Raw genomic sequence first — 12,373 nt, 5'->3', positions numbered from 1 at the left:
GGTATCCTCGGGGCATGCCCGCTTCCCTGTGGCCCGCGCCCGTCGCCACCGATCCGGTCCGCGCCACCGTTGCGCTGCCCGGCTCGAAGTCCATGACGAACCGCGCCCTGCTGCTCGCCGCGCTCGCCGACGGGCCGAACACCGTCCGCCGGGCGCTGCGCAGCCGGGACGCCGACCTGATGGCCGCCGCGCTGCGATCCCTCGGTGCCGGGCTGACCTCCTCCGGCGAGGACGCCTCCGGCGCCGACTGGCACGTCGTCCCCGGGCCGGTCCGCGGCGGGGTGTCCATCGACTGCGGGCTGGCCGGCACCGTGATGCGGTTCGTCCCGCCGATGGCTGCGTTGGCCGCCGAGGAGGTCGCCTTCGACGGCGACCCGCAGGCCCGCGTCCGGCCGATGGGCGTGCTGCTCGGCGCGCTGCGCTCTCTCGGCGCCGAGGTCACCGGCGACGCCCTGCCGTTCACCGTCGGCGGCCCGCTGGCCGGCGGCGAGGTCACGGTGGACGCCTCGGGCTCCTCCCAGGTGGTCTCCGGCCTGCTGCTGTCGGCCGCCCGGTTCGACAAGGGCCTGACCCTGCGGCACAGCGGCCCGCCGGTGCCGTCGATGCCGCACATCGAAATGACCGTCACGATGCTGCGCGCCGCCGGGGTGGCCGTGGACGACACCGAGCCCGACGTGTGGCGGATCGAGCCCGGGCCGATCACCGCCCACGACGTGACCGTAGAGCCGGACCTGTCCAACGCCGCGCCGTTCCTGGCCGCCGCGATGGTCACCGGCGGCACGGTCACCATTCCGGGCTGGCCCGAGGTCACCACCCAGCCCGGCGACCGGCTGCGCGAGCTGCTGGCCCGGATGGGCGCCACCGTCGACCGCACCCCGCGGGGCCTGACCGTCTCCGGCGGTGCCGGCGTGCGCGGCATCGACGCCGACCTGCGCGACGTGGGCGAGTTGACCCCGACGATCGCCGCGCTGGCCGCGCTGGCCGACTCGCCGAGCACGCTGCGCGGCATCGCCCACCTGCGCGGGCACGAGACCGACCGCCTCGCCGCGCTGGTCACCGAGATCAGCCGGCTCGGCGGGGACGCCCGCGAGACCGAGGACGGCCTGACGGTCCGGCCGCGGCCGCTGCGGGCCGGCGTCTTCCACAGCTACGCCGACCACCGCATGGCCACCGCCGGCGCGGTGATCGGGCTGGCCGTGCCGGGCGTGCAGGTGGAGGACATCGCCACCACCGCCAAGACGCTGCCGGAGTTCGCCCGGATGTGGGCGCGGATGCTGGGGGACGGCCGCTGAAACGGCGCGACTACGACGAGGAGGACGTGCGGGTCCGGCCCGGGAAGGGGTCGCGGCCGCGGACCAGGCGCCGTCCCACCCACGAGGACGCGGTGGAGGCGTTCGTCGTGGCGGTCGACCGCGGCCGCTACACCTGCCTGGTCGGGGCCGAGATCGCCGGACCGCCGGCCCGCCGCCGCGGCCCGGCTCCGGTCGAGGTCACCGCGATGAAGGCCCGCGAGCTCGGCCGCAAGGGCATCGTGGTGGGTGACCGGGTCGGCCTGGTCGGCGACCACTCCGGCCGGCCGGACACCCTGGCGCGCATCGTGCGGGTGGAGCCGCGCACCTCGATGCTGCGGCGCAGCGCCGACGACAACGACGAGGTGGAGCGGCCGATCGTGGCCAACGCCGACCAGCTGGTGATCGTCACCGCGCTGGCCGACCCGCCACCCCGGCCCCGGATGATCGAACGCCTGCTGGTGGCCGCCTTCGACGCCGACATCGAGCCGCTGCTGTGCCTGACCAAGGCCGATCTGGCCGCGCCGGACGAGCTGGTGGCCCGGTACGCGCCGCTCGGCGTGCCGCATGTCGTGGTGCGCAGGAACGGCGACCTGACCGGGGTGCGCGACCGGCTGGCCGGCCGGCTGAGCGTGCTGGTCGGCCACTCGGGGGTGGGCAAGTCGACCATGGTCAACGCCCTGGTGCCCGATGCCGGGCGGGCGGTGTCGCACGTCAACGCGGTGACCGGGCGGGGGCGCCACACCTCCAGCTCGGCGGTGGCGCTGGAGCTGCCCGGCGGCGGCTGGATCATCGACACGCCCGGGGTGCGCAGCTTCGGCCTCGGGCACGTCGTGACCGACAACGTGCTGGCCGCCTTCCCCGACCTGGCCGAGGGGGCGGTGCGCTGCCCCAAGGGGTGCACCCACCGCGGGCCGGACTGCTCGCTGGACGCCTGGGTGGCCGAAGGTCACGCCGACCCGCTGCGGCTGGCCACCCTGCGCCGGCTGCTCGCCAGCCGCGACGGCGCCGCCGACGACGACTGAACCGCCGGAGCCGGGGCGGACCCGGCGCCGGCCCGGCGCCGGCCGTTCGCCGCGCGCGAGCCGGGCCTGCTGTCGAGCACCGGGACGCGGTACCGTGCTTACCTGTGACCGGCTATAGCGATGATCTGCGCCTGGCGCACATGCTGGCGGACAGCGCCGACGATCTCACCATGCGCAGGTTCCGCGCCGTAGACCTGCGCGTCGACACCAAGCCGGATCTCACTCCGGTGAGCGACGCCGACCGGGCGGTCGAGGAGGCCATCCGCGGCACGCTGCGCCGCGCCCGGCCCCGGGACGCCGTGCTCGGCGAGGAGATGGGCCGTACGTCCGGCCACGGCGCCCGCTGCTGGGTGATCGATCCCATCGACGGCACCAAGAACTACGTACGCGGGGTGCCGGTCTGGGCGACCCTCATCGCGCTCATCGAGCACGGCCGGGTGGTGGTCGGCGTGGTGTCGGCGCCCGCGCTCGCCCGCCGCTGGTGGGCCGCTCGCGACGGCGGCGCGTGGACCGGGCGCAGCCTCACGAAGGCCGCACGCTGCCGGGTCTCCTCGGTCGCCTCGCTGCAGGACGCGTCGTTCTCCTACTCCAGCCTGGGCGGCTGGGAGGAGCGGGGGCGGCTGTCGGACTTCGTGGAGCTGTCCCGCTCGGTCTGGCGCACCCGCGCGTACGGGGACTTCTGGTCGCACGCGATGGTCGCCGAGGGCGCGGTGGACATCTCGGCCGAGCCGGAGCTGTCCGCCTGGGACATGGCCGCGCTCACCGTGATCATCGAGGAGGCCGGCGGCGTCTGGTCCGACCTGTCCGGCAATCCGGACATCGACGGCGGCAGTCTGGTGTGCGGGAACCCGCAGCTGCACGGCGAGGTGCTCAAGCTGCTCGGCGACGAGCGGGCCCGGGCGTCGCTGCGCGCGGTGCCACCGCTGCGCCCGGGCATCTCCGGCGCGGTACGGCCGCCACGAGGCTGAGCGGCATCGCCGGCACGGCCCGGCCGCCGCGGGGATGAGCGGCAGGGCCGGCCCGGTCAGCGCTCCGCGGGCGGCCGGGAGATCACCCGGTCGTCGAGGTAGCAACTGCAGTTTCCGCATCCTGGAAGCATGACGCCCTCCTCGCCTGGGGTGCTCCCGACGCTACGGCAGTTCACCGCCGGGGGGACTGGCCGCCGAGGGCACAGTCACGTGTTCCCGAGGGTCTCTCGTGACCATTCCGTGACCGCAATCCGCCGAACGTAACGAGCCGGTATAGGCATTTGCCCCGATCAGGGGGTTTATGACCGGACTCGTTCATTCGGCGTTCACCTCCGATTGGGGGTTCCGGCCATCTCGGCTGCCTACCGTCCTCCTTGTTACGAGAACAACGTGGGAGGACGAGGACCGTGAAGTATGCAGGCCGGCTCGCCGCAGCCGCCGTCGCCGGCGTGCTTTCGCTCGCCGCTTGTGGCACCGACAACAACACCGGTGGGGACGCCGCGGCGGCCCCGACCGGAGGTGGTGCCGCCGGTGGCGGTGGTGTGACCGGGACGATCAACGCGGCGGGTTCGTCGGCCCAGGCCAACGCGATCGCCGAGTGGACCAAGCAGTTCCAGGCGAAGAACCCGGACGTCAGCATCAACTACCAGCCGAGCGGGTCCGGCGCCGGCGTCCAGTCGTTCATCCAGGGCACCGTGCCCTTCGCCGGTTCCGACTCGGCGCTCAAGGAGGACAAGGGCGAGCCCGCCCAGGCGGACGCCCGCTGCAAGACCGGCAAGGCGATCAACCTGCCCATGGTCACCGGCCCGGTCGCGGTCGTCTACAACCTGCCGGGTGTGGACGCGCTGCAGCTGTCGCCCAAGACCCTGGTCGGCATATTCAACAGCCAGATCACCAAGTGGGACGACGCGGCGATCAAGAAGGACAACCCGGACGCCAAGCTGCCGGCCACCCCGATCCAGGCGTTCCACCGCTCCGACGAGTCGGGCACCAGCGACAACTTCACCAAGTTCCTCAAGGCCTACGACTGGCCGTACGAGCCGGCCAAGGCCTTCCCGGCCGAGGCCAAGGGCCAGGGCGCCAAGGGTTCGGACGGCATCGCCCAGGCGGTGAAGTCCACCGAGGGCGCGATCAGTTACGTGGAACTGTCGTTCGCGGAGAACTCCAGCCTGAGCAAGGCCAAGGTCGCCAACGGCTCCGGCGAGTTCGTCGAGCTCACCCCGGAGAGCGCCGCCAAGACCGTCGAGGCCGCCAAGGTCTCGGGGACCGGCAACGACCTGAAGCTGGACATCGACTACGGCACCAGCGCCGCCGGCGCCTACCCGATCGTCCTGGTCACCTATGAGATCACCTGCGAGAAGGGCCTGTCCGCCGAGGAGGTCAAGCTGGTGAAGCCGTTCCTGCAGTACATGGCGAGCGACGAGGGGCAGAACGCACTCTCCGGGCTCGGCTACGCGCCGCTGCCGGCCGACCTGGTGGCGAAGGTGCGCACGGCCGTCGACGCGATCTCCTAGCGCGATGGCCACATCCCTGCGAACCCGCGAAGGCGGGCCGGCCACCGGCCGGTCCGCCTCGCGGCACGACCGCGGTGAGGGTCCCTTCCGGTTCCTGACGACCGGCGCCGGCATCCTCCTGCTGGCGATCATGGCGGCGATCGCCGTGTTCCTGGTGGTCAAGGCGATCCCGGCCCTCCAGCAGAACACCTCGAACTTCTTCACCGAGAAGCTCTGGACGCCCAACGGCGCCGAGCCGAGATTCGGCATCGCGGCGCTGGCGTTCGGCACGCTGATCAGCTCGCTGCTCGCCCTCCTCATGGCACTGCCGGTGGCGGTGGGGGTGGCCCTGTTCATCTCGCACTACGCGCCGCGCCGGCTGGCCGGCGTGCTCGGCTACCTGGTCGACCTGCTCGCCGCCGTCCCCAGCGTCGTCTACGGCCTGTGGGGCGTGATCTTCCTGGTGCCGTTCATGAGCGGGCCGGCCACCTTCCTCAACACCTACTTCGGGTGGATCCCGCTGTTCGCCGGGGACGCCGTATACGGCCGGTCGATCCTCACCGCCTCGGTGGTCCTGGCGATCATGATCCTGCCGATCATCGCCGCGATCTCCCGCGAGGTGTTCCTCCAGGCGCCAGGCTCGCTGGAGGAGGCTTCGCTGGCGCTCGGCGCCACCCGCTGGGAGATGATCCGGATGTCGGTGCTGCCGTTCGGCCGGGCCGGCGTGGTCAGCGCGGCGATGCTCGGCCTCGGCCGCGCCATGGGCGAGACCATCGCGGTCGCGCTCATCTTCCCCGCGACGTTCGAGATCACCCTTCGGGTGCTGTCGGCCAACGGCAACAGCATCGCCGCCAACATCGCCAACGGGTTCGGCGAGGCGACGGTGACCGGGCGCGGCGCCCTCATCGCGTCCGGCCTGGTGCTTTTCGTGATCACCCTGGCGGTGAACATGGCGGCCCGGCTGATCGTCGCCCGCCGCTCCTTCGGAGGTGCCGCATGACCGCGACCGCCCGCGTGCTGCCGGCGATCTCCACCGGCCGCCGGGTGAAGAACACCTTCGTCCAGGGCCTGGTGTGGCTCGCCTTCGGGCTCGCGATCATCCCGCTCATCTCGGTGCTGTGGCTGGTGGTGAAGAACGGCCTCGCCCGGTTCGACCTCACCTTCCTGACGCACTCGATGCGCGGCATCGCCCCCCGCGACGCCGGGGGCGGCGCCTACCACGCCATCCTCGGCACGCTGGAGCAGGTGGCCATCGCCACGGTGATCTCGGTGCCGATCGGCCTGCTCACCGCGATCTACCTGGTGGAGTACGGCCAGGGACGCCGGCTGGCCCGGACGATCAGCTTCTTCGTCGACGTGATGACCGGCATCCCGTCGGTCGTCGCCGGCCTGTTCATCCTGGCGTTCTGGATCCTGATCCTCGGTTTCGGCTTCTCCGGGTTCGCCGGCGCGCTCGCCCTGTCGATCCTGATGATGCCGACCGTGGTCCGCTCGGCCGAGGAGATGCTGCGCCTGGTGCCGACCGAGCTGCGCGAGGCCTCCTACGCGCTCGGCGTGCCGAAGTGGCGGACGATCGTCCGGGTCGTGCTGCCCACCGCCTTCACCGGCATCGTCACCGGCGTCATGCTGGCGATCGCCCGGGTCGCCGGCGAGACCGCCCCGCTGCTGCTCACCGTGTTCATCACCAACTCCATCAACGAGGACCCCTTCAACGGCCCGCAGATGGGGCTCCCGCTGTACATCTTCGACCAGATGGGCCGCCCCAACGACACCGCGATCGACCGCGCGTGGGCCGGGGCGCTCACTCTCATCCTGATCGTCATGCTGCTCAACCTGGTGGCCCGCGTCATCGCCTGGTGGCGCTCGCCCGCCAAGGCCCGGTAAGGGGTGTTCACAATGGCCAAGCAGATCGAGGTCGCCGACCTCGACGCCTACTACGGATCGCACAAGGCGATCGAAGGCATCTCCATGACGATCGAGCCGCGCTCGGTCACCGCTTTCATCGGTCCGTCCGGCTGCGGGAAATCCACCTTCCTGCGCACGCTGAACCGTATGCACGAGGTCATCCCGGGCGCCCGGGTCACCGGCAAGATCCGGCTGGAGGACCAGGACCTCTACGGCGCCGGGGTCGACCCGGTGTCGGTGCGCCGCACCGTCGGCATGGTCTTCCAGCGGCCGAACCCGTTCCCGACGATGTCCATCTTCGACAACGTCGCCGCCGGCCTGCGGCTGAACGGCCGGGTGCGCCGGTCCGAGTTGGAAGGCGTCGTGGAGAAGTCCCTGCGCGGCGCCAACCTGTGGAACGAGGTCAAGGACCGGCTGTCCAAGCCCGGCGCCGGCCTGTCCGGCGGCCAGCAGCAGCGGCTGTGCATCGCCCGCGCGATCGCCGTCAGCCCGGCCGTCCTGCTGATGGACGAGCCCTGCTCGGCGCTGGACCCCATCTCGACGCTCGCCATCGAGGACCTGATCGCCCAGCTGAAGAACGACTTCACGATCGTCATCGTGACGCACAACATGCAGCAGGCCGCCCGGGTCAGCGACCGGACCGCGTTCTTCAACCTGGCCGGCCCCGGCAAGCCCGGCAAGCTCGTCGAGATGGACGACACCTCGAAGATCTTCACCACTCCTTCCGAGAAGGCGACCGAGGACTACATCACCGGGCGCTTCGGATGACCCGCTGTTAAGGAGACCGCGTGAGGCACCCGCAGGCGGCACCTGACCTGGACGGGGACGACCGGCCGGCGCCGGTGCTGCTGGTGGCCGACCCGGACGCCGAACTGGTCGAGGGCCTGGCCGCCGCGATGGAACGGGAGAGCGTCCGGGTGGCCGGCGTGGCGGACGGGGCCCAGGCCCTGCTCCAGGCCGGCGCGCTCCGGCCGGACGTGGTGCTGGTCAGCGCCACGCTGCCGGTCATCGGTCCGGTGGAGTTCATCCGCGCGCTGCGGCCGGCCCGGGCGGTGCCGGTCCTGCTCGGCGTCGGAGAGGGGCACGCCGAGCAGGCCGTCCAGGCGCTGGCGGCCGGCGCCACCGCGTGCGTGGCCCGGCCGTACCGGGTGCCCGAACTGCTGCCGCTGGTCCGCTCCGCCTTCACCGGCGGCACCGGCCCGCGGGGCGTCCTTTCCGCGGGCGGTGTCGAACTGGACGCCGGGGCCTACCAGGTGCGGGTCGGCGGGCGGCCGGTGCACCTGCCACTGCGCGAGTTCGAGCTGCTGCACTACCTGATGCGCAACGCCGACCGGACGGTGACCCGCGAGCAGATCATGCGCCAGGTCTGGCACGCACCCGCCTCGATGTCCACCAACACCATCGCGGTGCACGTCAAGCGGCTGCGCGCCCGGCTCGGCGACCACGATGACCGGCTGATCCAGACCGTCCGGGGCGTCGGTTACCGCCTGGTCACCCGCGCGGAGCACGGCGCCGGCTGATCGCCGGGTGGTCAGCTCCCGACGCGCGCGGGCACCGCGCCGGCGGTCAACCTGAAGACGGCCTCGTCATCGCAGGTCGCCCAGAAGCCGCCCACCACGTCCTCCAGGTGGGACAACGACGCGGCCCGGAACAGCACGTCCTGATATTTGGTGATGTCGTAGGTCGTGGTGCCCATGACGGCCAGGTCCAGCGGCAGGATGTCCATGCCGCGGAACTCCTCGACCTCCCCGTAGGAGGACAGGATCCCGGCCCCGTACGCGCGGTCCTCGCCGCCCTCGGCCAGCACGCCGAACTCCATGGTGAACCAGAAGACCTTGGAGATGAACTCCAGCGCCTCCTCGGTCTCCACCCGGCGCGCCGCGGCGCCGGCCAGCCGGTACAGGGCGGCGAAGCGGTCGGAGGCCAGCGCGTTGGCGTGGCCGATCACCTCGTGGACCACATCCGGCTCGGGCGTGTAGAACGGCACCGAATGGTGGCGGATGTACTGGGTCGAGTGGAAGTAGCCGTCCGCCAGCACGCCGTAGAAGTCGCGCAGCGGCACCAGGCCCGCGGCCGGCAGGTATCGGAAGCCGGTCAGCGGCGCCAGCAGGTCGCCCACCTCCTGCAACTGCGGGATGCGGTCCGCGGGCAGCCCCAGCCGCTCGCAGCCGTGCAGGTACTCCGCGGCGGCGTACCGGCGGTGCTTTCCGGCAAGCTCGCGGGAGACCAGGGCCCATACCGCGTGCTCCTGCTCGGTGTACGTGGCCGCCGGCACCGGCTCACCCGGCGTGTGCCGCAGGGCGATCTCCGCGATCGCGTTGCGGCGCGCCCGGTAGACCGGGTCTGAGACCCCAGGATGGTTCGCCGCCAGCTCGACGACCACCGAACCGTCGTCGCCGGTCGCCACCGGTGCGAAGTACTGCGCTTCCTCGAACATACGAAGATGACAGCAATGTCCGCTTCCCCTGGCAAGAGTGCCCGGTTCTGCTGGGCGGAACGCGCAATTTCCCCGAGCCCACCCGGCCATGGACTGGTCGATCCGCACAGCCCGCGCCGCAGGTCCGCCGAGCGGCCGGTCACCGACCCGATGCCGATGCCGCTCCCGGCCCGTCCGGCGTCGTAGTCTCGGGCCATGGTCCCGGCTCACGGACGCGTCGACGCGCTGGACAGCAGGCTGCTCGCCACCATGCGGGCCCACCCGCGCATCGGCCTCACCGAACTGGCCCGCCTGCTCGGCGTCGCCCGCGGCACCGTGCAGGCACGGGTGGACAAGCTCATCGCCCGCGGCGTGATCGCCGACTTCGGGCCGACGATCGTGCCCGCCGGGCTGGGCTACCCCATCCTGGCCTTCGTGTCTCTGCAGATCGCCCAGGGCCGGCTGGCCGAGGCGGTCGACGCGATCGGCGCCGTCCCGGAGGTGTTGGAGGTGTACGGCACCAGCGGCCAGGCCGACCTGCTGTGCCGGGTGGTGGCCCGGGACACCGGCCACCTGCAGGAGATCATCGCCTCGATCCTGGCCTCGCCCGCCGTGCAGCGCACCGACACCACCATCGCGCTGTCCACCCAGGTCCCCTACCGCGTCGAGCCCTTGCTGCGCGCGGCCGCCCGGCCCGGCGCCTGACCGCACGACCGCCGGCTCAGCCGTCCCAGGCGCCGCACCGTTCCCGGTCCACGCACACCCGGCCCGCCAACACTTCGAAGAAGACCTGCCGGGCCTGGTCGAACGTGTGCGCCATCATGGCCGCCCCCTTGGTGGCCTCGGCGATCCGGCGCAGCGCCTTGGCGTCCACGCGGTCACCGTAGCCGATCAGCGTGATCGGTACCGGCCGGTCGCCGGAGGACTCGCGGCGCAACGCCTCCAGCAGCGCGGTGAGCGAGATGCCCTTCCCGTCGTCCTTGCCGGCGGTGAACAGCACGATGGAGCCGGGCCGCTCCCGCACATTGTCCCGGGCGACCGAACGGATCGCCGCCAGCAGCGTGTCGTACAGGCTCCGGCCGCCGTCCGGCCGGGCGGGCAGATCGCGCAGCGCCGCCTGGACGGCCGGGCCGTTCTCCACCACCGGACCGAGCCGTACCACCTCCCGGTGCCGGCCGTCGTCCCCCGAGCCCGCCCCGAACGTCCACAGACCCACGTCATCGCGGGGCGACATCCTGCCGATCCCGGTCGCGAAGAACCGCGCCGTCTCCTTCATCAGGGAATCCGTGCCACCGGGCACCGTCTTGGCCATGGCGTCGCCCGACTCCAGCAGCAGCAGGACGCGCCGGTCGGCCAGCAGATCCTGCATCGACAGCAGCAGCCGGAGCCTGGTACCCGGGTCCGATCCCGGCAATTCGGTGTAGCGGCCGCCCTGCACCCCCCGTGCCGCCGCGATCGCCGTCCCGGCCCGCCCGTCCGGGTCGCGGAAACCGGCCGCCCGCAGCGACGTCCTGGCGTCGTCCGCGGCGAACGCGGCGAGGAAGTCCGCGGCGGCCTCCCGCGGCACCGATCCGGTGCCGAGCACGACGTAGGGATAGTCCAGGCTGGTCGTCCCCTCCCGGGGGTAAACGGCGACCGCCCGGGTGCGCGGGGCGCCACCGTTGTACCGCCACACCGCCTGCTCGCTGGTCGCGATCAGCGGGTCACCGGCCGGTCGATCGAGCCGTCCGAACAGGTCCTCCTCGGAGTCGACGACCGCCCGGCGCACGTTCGTGGTGATTCCCTGCACCATGCGCAGCGTCCCCGGGTGCTGGTCGCTGGCCCCGTGCAGCGCGTGCAGCGCCAGCAGGCCCGCGGCGAACCGGTCCGGCGCCGGTAGCCGGACGTACCCCTCTGGCAGCCGCTTCTTGACCCGGGCCGACGGCACCAGCAACGACCAGGACAGATCGCGCGGCTCCGCCCGCAGCACCGATACCGTCCGCTCGCGGGCCGCCAGCACCACCGGTGACCGGGCGATGGACTCGCCGCCGGTCAGCACGGCCCGATCGCCGCCCCGCACCCGGGCCAGGTCGATCCAGACCGAGGAGTCCGGAATCCAGACCTCCGCCAGATCGCGACGGTCGCCCAGCCGGACGGCCGCCGCCGCCGGGTCCTCAGCCCGCACGCTCACCTGCGCGCAGCCGCCGTCGGCGGTGTAGCGCCGGGCGATCTCGGCGACCGCGGGCGCGATCTCGGGCGCCGCCGCGACCCGCAGGCGCGGATGCTCCGTGCACACCGACTGCCTGATCAGCGAGTACGCGCCCGCCGAAAGGCCTCCCAGCAGCAGCCCGCCGGCGACCACGGCCGAGATGGCCCGCCGGCGGGCCCGGGTGCGGCGGTCACCCGACAAGGCCGGTTCGACCAACCGGCGGATCCGGGCCTGCCACTCCTGCCACAGGCTCGGACCGTCCTCCCAGTCGTCGTAGCGGCGGGAGCCATCGTCAGGTTGTCTGGCGGCCACGACATCACACCTTTAGCGCTGATCAGCCACGACTGGCGAAGACACCGGGCATCGCGAAAGCGGTCAGCCACCTCGCCGGCCGGCCGGTTCGATCAAGAGTCACAATAACCAACTCGGCTTGCCGAACAGTCTCTTCTGCAACACAATTCACAAACTCCCCGTCAACCCCACAGTGCGCGACTCCGGAGCGACGCTCGGTACGGCCGCGCCGGCCCCTCACCGAGGCGATGGCCGACCCGGCGAAACAGTCCGGCGCGACGGAACAGCCCGGCGCGGCGCCGGCCGAAGTCCGTCGCCCGTCGGCACCTGCGCCGAGCCGCCTGGGGCCGACATGCCCTGCCGGAGCGGGCGGGGCCTGGCGGCACCCGCGCCCGTCACATCAAGTGATCGCCGGGCAGCATCGGCCGCATGAAGGAGCGTTCATAGCGCAGCACGCAGCCGCTCTCGTCCCGGATGCGATCCGCCGCGACGAAGTCCGGGTGGACACCGAACAGGCCCCGGTACACCTCGTAGGCGGCGAGGCTGGGGAAACTGAAGAGCGCGAGCGCCTTGTCACTCGCGCCCTCCCCAGGCAGGAAGTAGCCGTGATGGGTGCCGCCGTGCCGGTCGACCAGCTCCATCCAGCGCCGGCCGAAGCGTTCGAACGCCTCGATCTTGCCGGGATCGATCACATACTCGACGACACAAGTGATCACAGAAGCATGCCTTCCCAGCAGCGCGCCGGCGAGCGGCCCCATCCGAGCAGCGCGCCGGCAGGCCACCCATCGATGCCCGTAT

General features: G+C 72.3%; 12 protein-coding genes. 9 read left to right on the top strand and 3 right to left on the bottom strand.

The window, feature by feature from the left end; all coding sequences use genetic code 11:
* Positions 1-14 precede the first annotated feature (14 nt).
* The 8 genes from aroA to Sru01_RS32785 all read left to right on the top strand — a co-directional run bounded on the left by aroA (position 15) and on the right by Sru01_RS32785 (position 8,200).
* Positions 15-1,292 carry a 3-phosphoshikimate 1-carboxyvinyltransferase gene (aroA, locus tag Sru01_RS32820; protein WP_203994068.1) on the top strand — a complete coding sequence of 426 codons (1,278 nt, stop codon included), beginning with the start codon at positions 15-17 and terminating at the stop codon, positions 1,290-1,292.
* A complete protein-coding gene (gene rsgA, locus Sru01_RS32815; RefSeq protein ID WP_239137953.1) occupies positions 1,262-2,314 on the top strand; it encodes a ribosome small subunit-dependent GTPase A in 1,053 nt (350 codons plus the stop codon). Before aroA ends, rsgA begins: the two co-directional genes overlap by 31 nt.
* 104 nt (positions 2,315-2,418) lie before the next feature.
* Complete coding sequence (hisN, locus tag Sru01_RS32810; RefSeq protein ID WP_203994067.1) at positions 2,419-3,282, top strand: histidinol-phosphatase; 864 nt, start codon at positions 2,419-2,421, stop codon at positions 3,280-3,282.
* Positions 3,283-3,689: 407 nt separating this feature from the next.
* Entirely contained in the window at positions 3,690-4,796 is a 1,107-nt protein-coding gene (pstS, locus tag Sru01_RS32805) for a phosphate ABC transporter substrate-binding protein PstS (RefSeq protein ID WP_203994066.1), read from the top strand.
* 4 nt (positions 4,797-4,800) lie between these two features.
* Positions 4,801-5,775, top strand: coding sequence for a phosphate ABC transporter permease subunit PstC (gene pstC / locus Sru01_RS32800; RefSeq protein ID WP_203994064.1), 975 nt, complete (start codon positions 4,801-4,803; stop codon positions 5,773-5,775).
* Positions 5,772-6,659 (top strand): phosphate ABC transporter permease PstA, encoded by an 888-nt coding sequence (gene pstA / locus Sru01_RS32795; RefSeq protein WP_203994061.1) that lies wholly within the window; start codon positions 5,772-5,774, stop codon positions 6,657-6,659. Before pstC ends, pstA begins: the two co-directional genes overlap by 4 nt.
* A 12-nt stretch (positions 6,660-6,671) precedes the next feature.
* Positions 6,672-7,448, top strand: coding sequence for a phosphate ABC transporter ATP-binding protein PstB (gene pstB, locus Sru01_RS32790; RefSeq protein ID WP_203994058.1), 777 nt, complete (start codon positions 6,672-6,674; stop codon positions 7,446-7,448).
* A gap of 20 nt (positions 7,449-7,468) precedes the next feature.
* Positions 7,469-8,200, top strand: coding sequence for a response regulator transcription factor (locus Sru01_RS32785; protein ID WP_203994055.1), 732 nt, complete (start codon positions 7,469-7,471; stop codon positions 8,198-8,200).
* A gap of 11 nt (positions 8,201-8,211) precedes the next feature.
* On the opposite strand, the gene Sru01_RS32780 is transcribed toward Sru01_RS32785, so the two are convergent.
* Positions 8,212-9,117, bottom strand: a complete 906-nt coding sequence (locus Sru01_RS32780; protein ID WP_203994052.1) for a phenylalanine 4-monooxygenase — start codon at positions 9,115-9,117, stop codon at positions 8,212-8,214.
* A gap of 195 nt (positions 9,118-9,312) precedes the next feature.
* Here Sru01_RS32780 and Sru01_RS32775 point away from each other — a divergent pair, with 195 nt between their 5' ends.
* The gene (locus tag Sru01_RS32775) at positions 9,313-9,801 is read left to right on the top strand and encodes an Lrp/AsnC family transcriptional regulator (protein WP_203994049.1); all 489 of its coding nucleotides are present in this window, start codon (positions 9,313-9,315) and stop codon (positions 9,799-9,801) included.
* Positions 9,802-9,817: 16 nt separating this feature from the next.
* On the opposite strand, the gene Sru01_RS32770 is transcribed toward Sru01_RS32775, so the two are convergent.
* Together Sru01_RS32770 and Sru01_RS32765 are read right to left on the bottom strand one after the other, a co-directional pair.
* A complete protein-coding gene (locus Sru01_RS32770; protein WP_203994046.1) occupies positions 9,818-11,596 on the bottom strand; it encodes a substrate-binding domain-containing protein in 1,779 nt (592 codons plus the stop codon).
* Between the two features lie 374 nt (positions 11,597-11,970).
* Positions 11,971-12,373 (bottom strand): NIPSNAP family protein (locus tag Sru01_RS32765; protein ID WP_239137946.1); only part of this gene is annotated, 403 nt, incomplete at its 5' end.

The sequence above is a fragment of the Sphaerisporangium rufum genome (assembly GCF_016863395.1).
GTDB classification, from domain to species: Bacteria; Actinomycetota; Actinomycetes; order Streptosporangiales; family Streptosporangiaceae; genus Sphaerisporangium; species Sphaerisporangium rufum.
This window is presented reverse-complemented; position numbering and strand designations above follow the sequence as displayed.

Coding starts and splice junctions, on each gene's coding strand:
- pstC (WP_203994064.1), top strand. CDS start 4,801: ATGGCCACATCCCTGCGAACCCGCGAAGGCGGGCCGGCCACCGGCCGG.
- Sru01_RS32775 (WP_203994049.1), top strand. CDS start 9,313: ATGGTCCCGGCTCACGGACGCGTCGACGCGCTGGACAGCAGGCTGCTC.
- pstB (WP_203994058.1), top strand. CDS start 6,672: ATGGCCAAGCAGATCGAGGTCGCCGACCTCGACGCCTACTACGGATCG.
- aroA (WP_203994068.1), top strand. CDS start 15: ATGCCCGCTTCCCTGTGGCCCGCGCCCGTCGCCACCGATCCGGTCCGC.
- pstA (WP_203994061.1), top strand. CDS start 5,772: ATGACCGCGACCGCCCGCGTGCTGCCGGCGATCTCCACCGGCCGCCGG.
- Sru01_RS32780 (WP_203994052.1), bottom strand. CDS start 9,117: ATGTTCGAGGAAGCGCAGTACTTCGCACCGGTGGCGACCGGCGACGAC.